The 15960-nt window shown below is 64.5% G+C and carries 14 protein-coding genes; 6 read left to right on the forward strand and 8 right to left on the reverse strand.

Annotated features, from left to right (window positions below):
* The first annotated feature begins 197 nt into the window (after positions 1 to 197).
* From CRP45_RS25245 to CRP45_RS25270, 6 genes are all read left to right on the forward strand, one after another.
* Complete coding sequence (locus tag CRP45_RS25245) at positions 198 to 1022, forward strand: GNAT family N-acetyltransferase (RefSeq protein WP_097247303.1); 825 nt, start codon at positions 198 to 200, stop codon at positions 1020 to 1022.
* Entirely contained in the window at positions 1019 to 2146 is a 1128-nt protein-coding gene (locus CRP45_RS25250) for a lysophospholipid acyltransferase family protein (protein WP_245910422.1), read from the forward strand. The genes CRP45_RS25245 and CRP45_RS25250 overlap by 4 nt, the downstream gene beginning before the upstream one ends.
* A 1307-nt stretch (positions 2147 to 3453) precedes the next feature.
* On the forward strand, positions 3454 to 3609 hold the full coding sequence (locus tag CRP45_RS34015) for a hypothetical protein (protein ID WP_179831008.1): 156 nt from the start codon (positions 3454 to 3456) through the stop codon (positions 3607 to 3609).
* Between the two features lie 33 nt (positions 3610 to 3642).
* Entirely contained in the window at positions 3643 to 3933 is a 291-nt protein-coding gene (locus CRP45_RS25255; RefSeq protein WP_097247304.1) for a cupin domain-containing protein, read from the forward strand.
* Between the two features lie 1421 nt (positions 3934 to 5354).
* Entirely contained in the window at positions 5355 to 5792 is a 438-nt protein-coding gene (locus tag CRP45_RS25265; RefSeq protein ID WP_179831009.1) for a nuclear transport factor 2 family protein, read from the forward strand.
* Positions 5793 to 5849: 57 nt separating this feature from the next.
* Positions 5850 to 7196: a flavin monoamine oxidase family protein gene (locus tag CRP45_RS25270; protein ID WP_097247307.1), complete on the forward strand. Its 1347-nt coding sequence runs from the start codon at positions 5850 to 5852 to the stop codon at positions 7194 to 7196.
* An 85-nt stretch (positions 7197 to 7281) separates the two neighbouring features.
* Here the strand turns inward: CRP45_RS25270 and istB are convergent, their stop codons facing one another.
* The 8 genes from istB to CRP45_RS25310 form a co-directional block, all read right to left on the reverse strand.
* Complete coding sequence (istB, locus tag CRP45_RS25275) at positions 7282 to 8079, reverse strand: IS21-like element helper ATPase IstB (protein ID WP_097247308.1); 798 nt, start codon at positions 8077 to 8079, stop codon at positions 7282 to 7284.
* Complete coding sequence (gene istA, locus CRP45_RS25280; RefSeq protein WP_097247603.1) at positions 8079 to 9320, reverse strand: IS21 family transposase; 1242 nt, start codon at positions 9318 to 9320, stop codon at positions 8079 to 8081. Before istA ends, istB begins: the two co-directional genes overlap by 1 nt.
* 76 nt (positions 9321 to 9396) lie before the next feature.
* Positions 9397 to 10131, reverse strand: a complete 735-nt coding sequence (locus tag CRP45_RS25285) for a TetR/AcrR family transcriptional regulator (RefSeq protein WP_097247309.1) — start codon at positions 10129 to 10131, stop codon at positions 9397 to 9399.
* Positions 10073 to 10762: a TetR/AcrR family transcriptional regulator gene (locus CRP45_RS25290; protein WP_097247310.1), complete on the reverse strand. Its 690-nt coding sequence runs from the start codon at positions 10760 to 10762 to the stop codon at positions 10073 to 10075. The genes CRP45_RS25285 and CRP45_RS25290 overlap by 59 nt, the downstream gene beginning before the upstream one ends.
* A 34-nt stretch (positions 10763 to 10796) precedes the next feature.
* Entirely contained in the window at positions 10797 to 11729 is a 933-nt protein-coding gene (locus tag CRP45_RS25295) for an NAD(P)-dependent oxidoreductase (RefSeq protein ID WP_097247311.1), read from the reverse strand.
* A 133-nt stretch (positions 11730 to 11862) separates the two neighbouring features.
* Positions 11863 to 13092 carry a PucR family transcriptional regulator gene (locus CRP45_RS25300; RefSeq protein ID WP_097247312.1) on the reverse strand — a complete coding sequence of 410 codons (1230 nt, stop codon included), beginning with the start codon at positions 13090 to 13092 and terminating at the stop codon, positions 11863 to 11865.
* A gap of 154 nt (positions 13093 to 13246) precedes the next feature.
* On the reverse strand, positions 13247 to 14701 hold the full coding sequence (locus CRP45_RS25305) for an APC family permease (RefSeq protein ID WP_097247313.1): 1455 nt from the start codon (positions 14699 to 14701) through the stop codon (positions 13247 to 13249).
* 117 nt (positions 14702 to 14818) lie between these two features.
* Entirely contained in the window at positions 14819 to 15685 is an 867-nt protein-coding gene (locus CRP45_RS25310) for a phytanoyl-CoA dioxygenase family protein (protein WP_097247314.1), read from the reverse strand.
* Positions 15686 to 15960: the final 275 nt, after the last annotated feature.

The following is a 15960-nucleotide window of genomic DNA, read 5'->3' on the forward strand; positions in this document are numbered from 1 at the left end:
CATCGGTGCGGTTGCCGTTTCCGGGCGCTGAAAGGTTGCGTAAGCAGGGGAAAGGCGACTCCACGACGCGTCGATGCTAACGCTGTGCGTCGGGTCGGTGAACCTTGGGTGTGACCGGCGTCTCGTTAACCTAGCCTGCATCGGCGCGCAACTTCGAGGTTGCCCCGGCGCAGTGTCGGACTGGCTTCATCACGGATATGACTATTTCGTCCGTGCTGACAGCCCCGGCTCCGACGGACTCGGGGGTGGAACGGTCGCGCTATTCGCTGGTCGTCTCGTCCGACGCCGAGCACAGGGAGGCGGCGCAGCGGCTGCGCTACGGCGTGTTCGCCAACGAGCCGGGCTTCCGCATCCCCGACAACGGCACCGGGCTTGACGCCGACCGCTTCGACGAGCACTGCGACCACCTGCTGGTTCGCGACGACGTCACCGAGCAGTTCGTCGGCTGCTACCGGATGCTGCCGCCGGACAAGGTCGCCGCGGCGGGCGGGTACTACACGGCCACCGAATTCGACCTCGCCCAGCTGGATCCCGAGGGTCAGCGGATCGTCGAGATGGGCCGGGCGTGCGTGGTGCCCGACCACCGCAACGGCTCGGTGCTCACCCTCATGTGGGCGGGCATCCTGCACTACATCCAGCTCACCGGATACGAGTGGGTGATGGGCTGCGTGTCGGTGCCGATGCAGGACTCCCCGGCGGATCCGGCGGGCGTCAACGTGCGCGGCGTGCGGGACATGCTGCTCGGACGGCACGCCTCCGACCCGGAGCGACGGGTGCACCCGCACCGTCCGGTGGTCGTCGACGGCAAGACGCTCGACGAGCTGACCCCGCCCTCCCGGCCCAAGCTCCCGCCACTGCTGCGCGGCTACCTGCGCCTCGGCGCCGAGATCTGCGGCGAGCCCGCGCACGATCCCGACTTCGCGGTCGCCGACTTCGTCGCGCTGCTCGGCCTGGACACCATCAACACGCGATACCTCGAGCGACTACAGGGCGCTGCCGCGGCCCTCGACGGGGGGCGGTGAGGACCGTGGTCTTCGAGGCGCCGCCCGCACAGGCCGTGCACGCGTGGATGCCGTCGAGCCCCTGCGGGCCCGGCTGCATCGAGCCGATCGGTGAGATCGGTACGGCGCGGGTGGTCGCCCGCGCGCTCGGCGTCGCCGGGCTGCTGCTGACCTATCCGATGTGCCACCTCGCGACGCCCGCCGGACGGCGCGACAACCTCCAGCGCGAATACGCTCGGCTGCTGCTGCGCTGTCTCGGGATGCGACTGCGGGTGGTGGACAAGCGAATTCCCACCGATCCGGTGCCCGCCGAGCGCGCCATCGCCTCCCGCGTCGGCGCCGAACGCGCCGCGTCCGCGGCCGCCACCGCCGATGTCCGCTACGCCGATCGCGGCACCGGCGTGCTCGTGGTGACCGGGCACATCGGCTGGACCGACGTCGTCGCGCTGGCCGCCGTACAGCCGCTCGGGTTCGTCGCGCGCGCCGATCTGATCGACTGGCCGCTGCTCGGCGGGTTGGCGAAGCTGATGCGCGTCATCCCGATCGAACGCGAGCGGCTGCGCCAGCTGCCCGGCATCGTCGCCCAGCTCGGCGAACGCCTCGCCGCGGGCGAGCGCGTCGCCGTCTTCCCGGAGGGCACCACCTGGTGCGGCCGCGCCTACGGCACCATGCGGCCCGCCCTGTTCCAGGCCGCGATCGACACCGGTACCTTCGTGCAGCCCGTACGCCTGCGCTACCTCGACGGGCACGGCGACCGCTGCACCGTCCCCGGCTTCGTCGGCGAGGATTCCTTCGGCAACTCGGCCCTGCGCGTCTTGCGTTCCCGCGGCATGATCGCCGAGATCGTCCTCGAGCCGCCGGAGTACCCGGGCCTTGACCGCAAGGATCTGGCCCGCCGCTGCGAGCTGGCCGTGCGCGGCGACGAAATGTCCCGCCACGGAATGAACGACACCCGGTGGATCGAGGCCACCGCGACCCGGGTGGAGGACCCGGCGCCCGCCGAACCGACGGCGCCCGCGGTCACGCACAGCGGCGTGGATCGGCGCGGACTGCGCAGCCGCGCGGTCGCGGTCTTCCGCGGTCGGGGGCGTGCACCGGAGCACGCGCCGCGCACCGAGGCGGCGTCCGACAGCGCCCGCGCCTGACGCGGTCGACCGCCGCTGCGACCTCGGTCAGGTCCGCGCGGCGGCGAGTTCGAGTTGTCCCGGCTCGGCGTTCCACGTCCGGCGGCCGAGCGAACGCTCGCCATCAATTCGTCGACGGCCGCGCCGCCGGGTGCCCCACCGAACACGGTCGACCAACGGCGCCATCCGCCAGGACTCGGCCTCGGCACCTGCGGCCGCAACGCTTTCGCGATCGACCGTCCCGTGCTCGTGCTGCCAAGTGGCCCGAGTTCCGCACGCTCGACTGGACCAGCCTCGCGGCCGACGTCGACCGTGCCGTGATCGTGGACACCGAAACCTGCTAGACGAGCACCTGCTGGGCGGGACCGGTTCCCCCTCCTCGGCGCAGGTACCGGCGAGGTTTCCGGAGACGCGTAGGGCCCCGAGGCTCGGGCTGCGGGAATATCGGATCGCCGCCAGTGGTTTGCGGATTGTGGGTGAATCGTAGACAAATCGTGGAAAGCAGGGGGGACGCCCCGAAGATGTGCAGGTCAACGGTGGGATAGGCTTTGTCGGTCATGAATTAGGCACAGCATTTTCGCAGGTTCCCCAAATTGCTCGAATGTTCCCGATATTTCCCTGTTTATGCAGGTAGATGGCTATTTGGAAGTCCTGAGGCTGCTGGACCCTTCCCGAAAAGCCCCGTGCAAACCCGCGCGCAAATCGTAGGAAAATCGTAGAAATACGTCTGCGATGGAGACAGGCGGCGGGGTAGAGCTGCTGCCCGTGGTGGTAGGTCCGGTGCCTGATCGGCGACCCAGCAGCGATACCCTTCTGTTGTCATACCCCGCGGCGCCACATCGAAGAAGATCGGAACGCGTGCGAGCTTCGAATGCGTTCGAGTCGACTGGTAGTCGAAGCGGATTTCACCCTGGGTTGGGGAGGAGCGGGTGATCATCGTCGGTGGCTACTTGAAATCGCGAACCTGCTGCTGATTGGGTGACTGGGGGACTGGCTGCGTGGGGGCGGGGCTGGAGTCCCCTTAGCTCCACAGACGTAGCAGGTCATGCCCGGTCTAGGACCGGGCATGACCTGTTTTTGTGTCTGTCCCCCCGTTTATCCCCGATTTGTTGTGCGTCGTGTGTGGCCGGTGTAGCAATCCCGTTTGTGTTGGTCCTCCCGAGAGCTGTTGGTGCGGCTGGTGGCCCGCGCCTGACGCGGTGGATGTGGCACGGCGGTCGAGTCGTGTTCACCGAACACACTTCGAGGGGCCACGTGGCCTGAATTGGTTGGATCGTTCGTGGTCGAACCGTGGCCGGTTGTCGCTGAAATCATCTGGTTCGAGCGGTATGTGGAAGGCGGGGATGGTGCGCGGTTCGTCGGGAAGTGTCGCGGTTCCGTTCGACGCACCGGTCGATTCGCTCTCGGATGTGCTGGACACGATCCGGCTGCGTGGTGAGCAGCTGGCCGTGGCGCGTGGCGTCGATATCGCCGGGGTCGGCTAAGCGGCCGGGAGCCGGTCGAGCTGGAGGTGATCGGTGTGGACCGGTTGCGGCTCGAGCGCGGTGATCTGGTGTTGCTGGCCACCGCGCACCTGGTGCGGCCCGGTGATGACGGGGCCTTTGTTGGGCGGCCGTGGCGATCGGCGCGCTTGGAGTGGCCGGTTTCTGGTGGAGGAGAACGCTGCCGCGCCGCTGCTGGCGGTGTTGCCGTCAGCCAGTGTGATTCGCGCGGCCGATACGGAGTTCGACTGGCTGCCGCCCGGTGCCGGTCTACTCACCGCCGAGCTGGCCGATCCGACGGCGGGGTCGCGGGCGATTGTGTCGTGATTGCTGGATCTGCTGTTCATCCTGGTCGGCAACGGTTAGAGCGGGCCGCCGATTCCCCCGGTCCCTCCGCAATAGCTGCCACCGCCAGGCGACGGGAAACTCCGTACGCTCGGGTATGAAGATCCGGACCCACCTCCGCCGCTTGGTGTGTTGTTCTGTTGCTGCTGCGCGGCGCCGGCTGTTTCCGTCTCCCCGTGTCGGGTGATTCGTCGCACCACCGCGCGCACGGTGTAGAGGACGATCATGATAGGCAGCCAGATCCCGCCGTACAGCACCACGATTACTGCCAGCAGCCCGACCCAAACCGGCTGGCCCTCAATCCAACTCCCCATGTATCAACGGCAAGCCACGAACGTTGGCCGTGCACCAGGCAATTTGGGATCAGCGTTCACTGGTGAGGCCGGGCGGTAGCGACGGGCACGGCCAATGAAATCCCGATCATGTCATCAGGGCAACACTAGCCGGGCGGTCGAGCTCACCGATGCCGCGTTCGCGGTAGAGAGCACACCCGATCCTGGGCATCTACGCCTCCTACCAGTGCGCTGAACTGCTCGCCGTCCGCGGCGAGCATCGCCAGGCCGGGGAAGGCGCTGGCCAAGGCCGACCACGCTGCCGAGGGCGTGCCATTGCCAGCCTTCGGCTACTGGTACACCCCGGGGTTCTGGGAGTGCAGCGCGGCATCGGGTTGGCGCTGATTGGCCAAGGCACCGCCGCGCTGCGGGAGGCCGGGGCACGGATCGCTACCGCCTGCGGCGCGTCGGGCACGGGGTGGCTGACCTTGATCCGGCACACCTCGCGAATTGCGAGCAGCTACTCCAGATCCCTGGCACTTTGTATCTGCGCTGCCACCCACGTCTGTGGGACCGGCGCGAAGTAGTGGGCGTGCCGCGCGATGAACGCCTCCCGCGCAGTGGTTCGCAGGTCCGAGTCCTCGGGGGCAACGAAGATGGGAACGCGGAGGACGTGCGGTATTCGCGCGGTCAGTTAAGGATCGAAGCCAACTACGGGCTGTAGGCGGGCCCAGTGGTGAGCGTGAGATGCCCGAACTGCTGAGTGGGGGTCAGGGTGCGTTGATCGGCGCGGCGTCGCCGGAGGCAGAGATCAAGTCGACGAGGTCGGTGTGCAAGTGCTGGGTCATTGTGCCCCTTCCCGCGCGACGGTCGTGTGCCAAGACAACGGCACAGCCTCGCGGGTTGTCTCGCTCCCCCCGCTGGATGTGCAGGTTGCACCACACGCAGAATTAAATAGCAGCTAGCTGCCCTATACCGGCTTGCGCCGGGGTCCTATCGTGAGAGCTACGCCACATTGGAGGATGCGTCCACAAGGCGGACAGCGTGCGCCACCGGCTTACGTCCTTGCCGGGGGGTGATCCGTTGTTGGAAGAATTCGAACTCTCACCTCGAGGAACTCTTATGTCAAAAATGAGGAACCAGGTCGATGTCTCGACCTGTATCGAGCTGATAACCACCATGTCCGCTGCCGTGGGTGCGCGCGACATCGACGCAGTGCTCTCCTATTTCGATGACGATTGTGTCTTCGTCAATGGTGTCACGGGCGAAACGTCGGCGAAGCCCGATCTCGTCACCTTCCTTGCTGAAACATGGTCGGCCTTCCCGGACTACACGCCGAGGCCGGTCGCGACCTATCTTCAAGAGAACACTTTGGGTGTCTTGTTCGAGATTTCCGCAACGCCTGCGGGCTCCGAGGGTGGGGTATCGGCCCGCAAGGCACAGTGGATGGTGGCGGCGTTCTCCACCTTCGATCCACTTTCATTGAAGATCATTCGAGATTCGTACTACGTCGACGAAGCGATGATCGAAGAGAAAGTCGCGCACGCTCAGGGATTCGTACTCGACTGATTCGGGTGATCCGGTACTCATCGGCAATCGAACCGACATACTAAATTGGAGAAATAGGTGCAGAACTCGAATTACGACTATGACACGGTAGTCATCGGCGGCGGATTCGCCGGCGTCAGGGCATGCCGGGACCTGTCTGAGCAAGGCTATTCGGTGCTCTTGCTCGAGGCGCGTGACAGGCTGGGTGGGCGAACCTGGTCCAAGCATTCCAAGGTCGGCGTCTTCGAAGGCACGGTCGAGTTGGGTGGTCAGTGGGTGTGGCCGGATCGGCAGGTCAACATGATGGCGGAGATCAAGAGATACGGACTCACACTGACGCGCAGCGCGACACCCGAGTCGTACCCTTCCTATGTGGCCGGCGTGCACAATCCTGGGCCGCTGCCGGTGCCGCTCGAGGACATCTACGATTTCGAGCGCGCGGCGTTCGCGCTCCTGACCGACGCGCACCGGATCTCGCCAGGCATTCCGCTGGACCAGCAGAATGTCGGTGACCTCGACATTCCGTACGGCCAGTACTTGGACGCACTGGGAGTCAGCCCGGCGACTCGAGGATGGTTCACGTTCTTCGGCAGCGTCTTCACTGCCCGGTACCCCGAGGAAATCTCGGCGCTCGGCCCCCTCACCTTCATCGCGCAAATGGAACACAGTCTCATCCGTGCCTGGGGAATTCTCGACGAATACCTCGTTGAGGGCACCGGTGCGCTGATCGGTGCGATGGCTTCTGATTCACACGCCGATATCCGGTTCGAGACCCCAGTGGCCAATGTCACTCAGAATGCCGACGGAGTCACGGTCACCACCGCCGCGGGCAACGTTTTCACTGCCCGCACGGCGGTTGTCGCCACACCGCTGGCAACATGGGCGGACATTGATTTCGACCCGCCGCTAAGCGAGGCAAAGAGTTCCGCATCGCGGGAGCGGCACATGGCCTATCCGGTCAAGGTGCTGATGCAGGTCAACAACGCACCACGTTTTCCGTACCTGCTGGCGGATCCGGATAACGCCGGCGGGGCGATTCTTCTCGTTGCCGAACAGGAACTCGACCAAGGCGGCCAGATGATGACCGGCTTCTATGTCAACCATCTGGAGCGCGAAGACAGTTTCGGCACCGACTTCGCCGGAGTTGAACGGTTCTTGAAGACTCTGTGCCCGGAAGCAGAATTGGTGGACTTCCAGTGTCATGAATGGGCAACCGACCCTTGGGCACGGGGGTTCGTCGCATACAAGCCGGGTCGGCTGAGTAAATCTCACACCGAGCTGGCCGCGCCACAGGAGCGCGTCTTCTTCGCCACCGCCGATATCGCGACGACATTTATGACCTGGATGGAAGGTGCGCTCGAGTCAGGTAAGAAGGCTGCGGTGGATGCCCACCGGCACATGGCTCAGCCTGCGAGCAATCCCTGAGTTCTTAGCTGCGGGCACGCTTGTCAACGTCGGTTGAATCGTGACCCAGCTAATCCGGTTGAAGGCTGACCCACCCTTGGTTTGGTTAGTCGTTGGTCTTGGCCGCGGGAACGCGGCCAAGGTCTCGGTCCTTGAGTCGGTAGCTGTCTCCCTTCATTGAGATGACTTCGGCGTGGTGGACGAGGCGGTCGATCATCGCGGCGGCGACAACATCGTCGCCGAACACCTCTCCCCACCGGCCGAAAGGTTTGTTGCTGGTCACGATCAGACTCGCCCGTTCGTAGCGGGACGACACCAGCTGGAAGAACAGGTTGGCGGCTTCGGATTCGAAGGGGATGTAGCCCACTTCATCAACGATGATCAGCGGAATCCGGCCGAGCTTTATCAGCTCTGCCTGCAGTTTTCCGGCGTGGTGAGACTCGGCCAGGCGCGAGACCCATTCGGCGGCGGTGGCGAACGCGACGCGGTGTCCGGCCTGGCAGGCGCGGAGTCCGAGCCCGATCGACAGATGCGTTTTGCCGGTTCCTGGCGGTCCGAGGAACACCACGTTCTCCTTGGCGGTGATGAAGTCCAGGGTTCCGAGGTGGGTGATCGTGTCGCGTTTGAGGGAACGTTGATGGTCGAAATCGAACTCCTCCAATGACTTTCGGGAGGGGAATCGAGCACCGCGGATGCGTCCTTCGCCGCCGTGGGATTCGCGGGCGGCAACCTCGCGTTGCAGGCAGGCGGCGAGGAACTCTTCGTGACTCCAGTTTTCGGAGCGGGCGCGTTCAGCCAGTCGCTCGACCGCGCTGCCGAGCGTCGGTGCCTTGAGAGCTCTTGCCAGATAGGCGATTTCGGAGGCGAGATTGCGTGAACCATTGGCTGAGGTCTTGGTGGCCATCAGGCGATTTCCTCGCTGCTGCTCGCCTCGTCGAGGTCGAACATGCGGTCGTAGTCGGAGAGGCTTCGGTGCTCGACATCGGTGTCGATCGCGGGGACCGCACTCAGGCGCCGAGCGTTGCGCAGGTCAGCGGCCGCAGCCGCATGGTCGGGGCCAGTGATCGACTGGTGATCGGCCCAACACCGTTGATGCCGAGCGAGTTCGGCGCTGGCCAGAGTGATCACCACCTGGTCGAGATCAGCACGGACTTCGACGCGACGACCGATCGCGGCCGGATGCACCGAGTAGTCGTTGGAATCCAAGCGGACGTAATGATCACGAGGCAGCCGGGTGGTGAACCGCCACCCGACCACCGGATCGACCGGCGGCAGCTCGAGCATCGAGCACCGGTCGGCCTCCCACCGATCGACCGGACGACACCCCAAGCGGCGATGGTGACGCTGGTTGGCCTTCACCAACCACTCGCCGAGCTGCGCGTTGAAATCGGTCGGGCTGGTGAACAACCTGCCGGGCAGAAACGACGTCTCCAGATAGCCGTTCGCCCGTTCCACCAAGCCCTTGGCTTCGGGATCGCGAGGGCGGCACTGGAGGACCCTGATGCCCAGCGACCCGCGGAACGCGTTCATCGTCTCGGTCAGCTGCGGTTTGCCACCGCGCCAATGCCCGACCGCGGACTCGTTGTCCCACACCAGTGTTCGAGGAACACGGCCCCACCTGTCGATCAACGCCCAATGCCCGGCCAGCAGATCTGGGCTTTGGCGGGTCGGGATCATCGTCGCGGCGATCATCCGCGAATACCCTGACACCATCACCAACACCGGCGGTCGACCCGCATGCCCGAATCCCAGGGGAATATCTACCGGCGGGAACCACAGATCGCACTGAGCGAGCTCGCCAGGCTGATACTCAGTGCGCGAGGCCGGATCCACCGGCTTGAACAACGGCCGCAACTGCTGCACCCGCTCGAAGAACACCGTCCGGCCGCGCTGCCAGCCGACCCGCTCCATGATCACCGTCGTCGGCATATCCGGAAACTCGCTCAGCAACGCCCGGATCTGCGGCTCGAACTCATCCACCGCGGACCCCCGCGGCTCGCGCTGATACTGCGGCGGCGCATGCGAGGCCAGCGCCTTCTTCACCGTGTTCTTCGAAACGTTCATCCGCCGAGCTATGGCCCGGATCGCCATGCCCTCAGCGCGATGCAACCGGCGGATCTCCGCCCAGTCCTCCACGTTCAGCACCTCATGATCGTTCACAGGGTGGGTCAACATTCACCCGGAATCAGAGGGTCAGTATTCAGCCGGAAGCGACACAGATCTACCTTTGGGTGTGGTGGCACATCGCCGGGATTCCCGCGCAGAAGGAATCTGCGGAGGCAGCTACACGTGCTCGGTCCTGATGCGAGGTCCATTGCAAGACAAGACCATCGAAGACACTGAGGATAACAGATGCGAGATTCTCGATGGCCGCTGCTGACACGGACGGCTTCGCCGCGCGCCGAAGCACTTCTGTTGTAGCCCTCAGTGATACTGCGTACGACTTGGCTGCCAGATCTGGCCGGTGTCGCAACATCCACAGGTATAGATCGAACTGAGCCAACGCGTAGTCCGAATGGTCGGTTACCCATTGCACCGATTGACGGACGAGGTGTGCTGCGGTGATGTCGAGCTCGGCTGGTTCGATGGCGTCGAAAATCCTAGTGGCTTCTAAGGCAAGATGTTCGAAGACCGCGAGATAGAGGCCATCCTTGTCTCGGAAGCAGTAGTGCAGAGATGCCAGCGGAGCGCCGGCCGCGTCGGTGATCCGGCGTGTGGTCGCATTCGCGACTCCGTGCTCGGCAATGACACGGACTGTCGCCTCGATGATCTGCACAGAGCGTTCTTCTGTTGGCATATGGGCCAACTCGTTCTCCTCATTTGCTCGTCTGGAGCGTACTGGAAGCCATACCCACGGTTCGCGGGTTGTCACCCCGGCGACGAAGCGGACCTGCCATTTATCGGGGTTCGTGCCGCGACCCGCATCCTTGACGACGAGCCCGGGTGGGTAGTGCATAGTCGAGCTGTCGTGGGCCGGAGGCGGTCGCGGCGTGGGACAGCGGGGCGAGAAGGCGCAGCCACCGTTCAACCATCTCTTGGGGTGCCTTGTCTGGACGCTCACTCCACCAGGAGATGGTGGTCGAGATCGTGCTGAACCACAGTGCGTGAAGTAGTGAGCGGTCGTCACTGTCGGCGTCAGCGATGGTATCGGGCAGGCACAGCGCGCTCATGGTGGTGAGCACGTGTTGGAACTCCTGTGCCGCGGCGTAGCCGGGGCTCGACCGGGGGAGGGTGTGGTCGTAGATGGTCGACCAATACTGTGTGCGCCTCTCCAGCGCAATGAATATCGTTGCCAGCGGCGAAGGGTAATCGCCCTGAGCGCCGGAATCGGACCGGACGCGGGACAGCGAGTCGATGAGGATCGAGCCCGCCTGCCGGACACATGCGCTGTGTAAACCGTCGCGGGATCCGAAATAGGCGTATAGCAATGGCCTGGACACGCCGGCGGCCGATGCGATGTCGGTGAGTGAAGCGTAAGCATATCCACGCCGCCCGAACTCGACGGTGGCGGCGTCGAGGATCTGTCGTTCGCGTTCTGCCCGGGACATTCCCTGCGCTCCTGATGCTGAACGGCCCAGCGTGGACATGCAACTCCTCGATGATGTGGTGTCCGAACCGGCGCTAGGTGCGTGATTCTCGGCGGAGGTGACGGTAAATCGCTGACATGGCGAGGTCCCGATGTCCAGCTGTGATTGCCGATCCCAGGATGTTCGACGCGGCATCAGTGAGTGTGCCGGTCTGACCGATTTCGGCGAAGCCGGATTTCTGAATCAGGACTGTGTCGTAGTGAACGCCGATGGTGGACTGGTCAGTTCGGTAGTCGCCGGATTCGATGTGGTCTATTCCGTCGCTGAACGCACGCGCGCAAACGTCGAAACCGATGTCTGCGGTCAGGTGGTACAGGTTACGGGCGTCGATCCCATGGTGGGCAGCGTATGCGGCCGCTTCATAGAATCCGAGCACCGCAATATTGTGAAATAACGCGCCGGCCATGCCGAGTGCGTTTGCCGCTGCTGGGTTGGTGCCTTCGAATCGGGCGCGTGCCAAGATCGAGAGCAGAGTGGCGTGGTCGTCGAACGCGGCTTCGTCCCCCGAGTACAGGATCAGGGCGTCCGGCCCCATGTTGGCCGGATAGTCGAGAATCGCGCCGTCGAGGTAGCGTCCGCCGTTAGTCTCCACCCAGTCCCTGGCTTCGGTTGCTTCCTCGATCGTGCCCCAGGTGAGGTTGACGATGGTGCGGCCGAGGAGCCCACCGGCGGATTCGGCCGCGGTGCCGAGAACATCGCGGACCTGGGCGTAGCGTTCCAGACAGATGACAACGACCTCCGAGCGTTGCAACGCTTCGGTGGTGTCGACGGCGACGTGGGCGCCGCCGTCAGCGAATGGCCACGCCTTGGACGATGTCCGGTTCCATACGGTGACATCGGCGTCGGATCGCAGGAAAAGGGTGGCGAGTGCGGCGCCCATGTTGCCCAATCCGAGTACTGACACGGTGCTGTTCAAGATCGTGCTTCCTTTCTGGGGAGTGGGACCCGGGCGTTCCCGCCGCCACATCGAGATCCTCAGACGCAGTGATCACGAGTTGCAAATCACTGTGCTCCGGTACCGCGGGCGCTTCCAGGGCAGTCGTGAACACGATCCCGGCCGATTGGGGTGCACTGTGCACCGGTGCGCTCGTGGTCGGCGATCAAGCCCCGTGCTTGATGTTCAACAGGGTGAGCGCGGCGACCACGCTGGCAGGGTCCTGCGAGAGTGGTCTCGGCAGCAGCTCATCGACGCGCGCCAGCCGCCGATCGATAGTGTTTCGATGGGTGAAGAGCTTTTCAGCGGTGCCGGATCGATTGAAACTCTCGCCGACGAAGGCAAGCGTTGTCTGGTGCAGGACCGGATCGGCCGCAACCAGGTCGCCGAGCGTATCGGCGATGAACTGGTCGGCGAGGGCGATATTGGTTGACAGCAGATCGGCGAGCTGGACGTCTTCGTACCTGACGACTCGAAGGTGTGATCCCAGTCGCGCCAGCAACCGTTGCGCCGCTGCGGCATCCATATGGGTTCGACGGAAGCCCGCGATGTCTGCGGCCGGTCGGCCGAAGGCGACGCGGGCGCCGTCGAGCCCCTTTAGCCGCGCAACGATGTCCGCGACCGGGGGGACAGCGGGGATCGGCAGCCACAGCCATAATCCGGCGGTACCTGCCACCACGGTCAGTCGTTGCCCGGCACCGCAGACCCGCATGACCTGCTCGGCTGCCGTTTCGAGGTGTGTGACATCGTCTTCGGAATCGACCCAGACGATCACCGCGACATGTTTTCCGGTCAAGGCATAGCCCAGTTGTGCTTCGGCCCTTGCACGTTCGATGCTGGCGCCCTGCAGGAGCAGTTCGACAGTGGCGTAGCGCTGTAGTTGGGCGCCGCCGGCCAACTCGTCGCGGACCTTCTCGATGTTCCCGGCCATCTCGGCGATGGAGTCATCGACGAACACCGTCATCGAGTTCGCCGACACTTCGACGAGTTCACGCAGTTCATCGCGGTCCTCGGTAGCCTCGAAGCAGGCGTCGAGCCACCAGTGCAATGCCTCGCGTGAGGCGGCGCGCCAGGAATGCAGGTCATTGGTCGTCAGGCCACGCAGGACGACATCGCGCGCGTAGACCAGGGTCTCCGGACTCGAGTGCGTGGGAACCCGCATTCCGGGGTGCTGAATGTTCGAGGCGAGCCACTGCTTGAGATTGGCGCTGTTGAGACGTCGGTCGGCTTCGGCCAAGACCGGATCGTCGGCGATCACCCGGAACTCCGGGCCACGCAGCGACGCTGCCCATAGCTGCTCGAGAACCTCCTGGTATCGGCTGACGAGGTCCTCGGCGATCGCGCTGATCAGCTCACGGACACGCCGTGAGGGGATAGGCCAGAGTTGTTCCACCAAATCGGGTCATGACTTCCGTTGCGTTGTTGTTCAGGGAGTGCGGTATCGACCCCGTGAAAGTCCCAATCGCGATGAACTGGGACATCCACGCAGGTGACTGTACTGCCGTTGCCCGACGGCGGCCTGGGATCGGCCGGGTCTGGGGTGTGAATCGTTACGGTCTGGCCCGCTGTGGTTCGTCGATGTCGTCGTCTGATGCAGGAGGCCTGTCGCCGCGACGTACGTTGACCAAGATCAGGCCGATCACGAAGATGATGGCGAGCCCCGCGACCCAGATCATGGCATCTGCGGGTGGTGCGGGCGGATTGATGATCCCGTTGGCATAGGCCCAGATCATCGTCGCGGCTCCGACGGCGGCGGCGATCCACAATCCCGGCCTGAACTCCTGGCGCCGGACGGCGAGTACGATCGCGCCCACACAGATGATGATGTAGGGAATCACCCACAGGTAGACCAGCAGTGTGGCGTTCGGTGTGTATGCCGACACGATGTCGCCGGTCCAGACCATCAACGCGGTGATGGTGGCAAAGCCCGCCAGCGAGATGACCCCCACCGCGACATAGGGGCTCCGATACCGCGGATGGATCTTGGCTGCGGGGGCGGGGAGCAGCCCGTCCTCGGCAAGGGCCGCGATGAATCGGGCGCCATAGTTGACGAAACCGACCAACGACGCGAACGAGGCGACGGCCAGGACGATATCGGTCGCCGAGGCGACGGTATGGCCGAGTCCGGATTGGATGGCCAGCGCCGCGGGGGCGGAAACGCCCGCGGCGAGCTGGTCGGCCGCCGCGGTAAGTCCGGGAACCTGCAGGATCGTCATCACCGGGAACAGGCCACCGATCACCACGGGCACGGCCATGATGGCGATCGGGACGTTGCGACGCGGGTCGCGGGTCTCGGTGGCCAGCGCCGCGCAGCTCTCGAAACCGACGAGGAAGGCCGCGCCGACCGCGATTCCCCGCAGGGTGTCAGCCATGCTGAATCCCGCGAAGCTCAACTGGTTGCTCAGGTCGATTCCCGTGTGGGACGCGCTGCTGAACGTGATGACGAGCACCAGCGGCAGCGCGAGTGCGGCGAGGACGACCGCGACGATCACCGAGGTGTCCAATCCCCGAAACGCGACCGCGGCCGCCAGTAGCAACGCCGCGCCGAACACGAATATCTGAGTGCCGAGGTTCAGGGCGGAATGAACTCCCTGTGCGTACAGGAAGCTGCCGACGAAGACTCCGACCACCGCGGCCAGTGCGGCGACGCCGACGATGAAACCCGCCAGCAGCGACGCGGCGGTCACATAGCGCGCCCACGGTCCGAACACCGTTCCGACGTAGGAGTACAGCGACCCCGATGCGACGTAGCGGCGGGCGAACTCGATGACGGCGCGGCCGATGCAGATCACTGCGACAGAGGATAGGAGCGAGGCCTGCCATGCGGAGGTACCGCTGGTGGTGAACACCAGAAAAGGGACCATGGCGAAGGAGACAGCGGGGATGTAGGTCGCCAGCGAGAGAGAGATCAAGGCCGAGCGGCTCAAGCGCCCTGCGGTCTCGTCTCCGGCGCCGTCCTCGGCGGGCAGCGCACGTGCGGGCGGTTCGAAGGCATCGTTGCTCATGGCTGGCGCCTGCTTCTACTCGAGTCGAAGAAGGCCGACGTCAGCTGGATGCCTCGGCAACAACCGGACATAGGTGGACCTAGTTTCTTTGTGCGGGTATCTGGACGGGCGAGGCTGTCAGTGGGACGCCAGGTAGTCGGCGAGTTCGAGGTAGTCGACCATCCAGAGACCGGGTGAACCCTTCGGGTACTGGGAACGGAATCCGATGAGCTGCTGGACCCGGGGGGACAACGTGGCGGCGAGGTCGCGGTCGACGAGGAATGGGTAGGCCTCTTCGCCGACGAGGAATCCGGGGTTGAGAGCGAAGCCGAGCGCGCGGCGGTATTCACTCGAGGTCTGGTTCGCGCCGCCACCGTGGACGGTCTTGCCGCTGAAGAACAGTGCGTCACCAGCCTTCATCTCCGCGGCCACCGTCTGCTCAGGAGTCCCACGATCTTCGAAGTCGGGCCAGTGATTGCTGCCCGGGATGACCCGGGTGGCGCCGTTCTCTTCGGTGAAGTCGGTCAAGGCGATGAGGAAGTTGACGATGACCTCCGGCCCGGCCGGCCCCATGCCGACGAACGGAAACCAGTTCTCCAGGTCACGGTGCAGCATCTGGGCCTTGTTGCCAGGACCGATCTCGATGACCTGGGATGTTGTCATCCAGTAGGTTCCCGATTCCTCGAGGAAGACCGCATCGCACAGTGAGTGCACCAGATCGTGATCGATGATCTCTTCGCGGTAGACCTTGCTGCGGCTGATCACGTTGGTCAGCCGCTTGGTGTTGGCGCCGTGGAATTCTTTGGCGATCTCGTCGGCGTGGGTACTGCCCGGGGCGAGCTGGGCCAGGTCGGCATCGATGTCGGTGTTGAACCGGGCGACCTGATCGGCCGTGAGCAGGCCTTCGAGGATCACTCCGCCGTCTTCGTTGACGACGGTCAGAATGTCATTGATCGGAGCCGTGCTCGGAACTCGCCGCAGACCGGGCGCAGGGGTGGCGTTCATCGGAATTGACCTGTCCTTCTCTCTACCGGGCGGCTCAGGGATGGATCCGAGCGAGCCGCCATTGTGTCGTAGGTCTCACTGTGCGCCCGTTGTGTGCGCGGACTCAACGGCAACCCTCAACACGATCCGAGGCGATGCGGTGCAGATTGCACCTCGTGCGGTTCGGTTCTCCCTGCGGGGATGAGTTGACCAGCGGCGCGGCTGCCCAGCGGTTCAAAGTGCACCTTCCCTGCGGCAAAGAGGTTGCAACCCGTTATGGCGTGCCCTACACAAGC

Origin of the sequence: Nocardia amikacinitolerans (assembly GCF_900215415.1) — a bacterium.
Lineage (GTDB): Bacteria > Actinomycetota > Actinomycetes > Mycobacteriales > Mycobacteriaceae > Nocardia > Nocardia amikacinitolerans.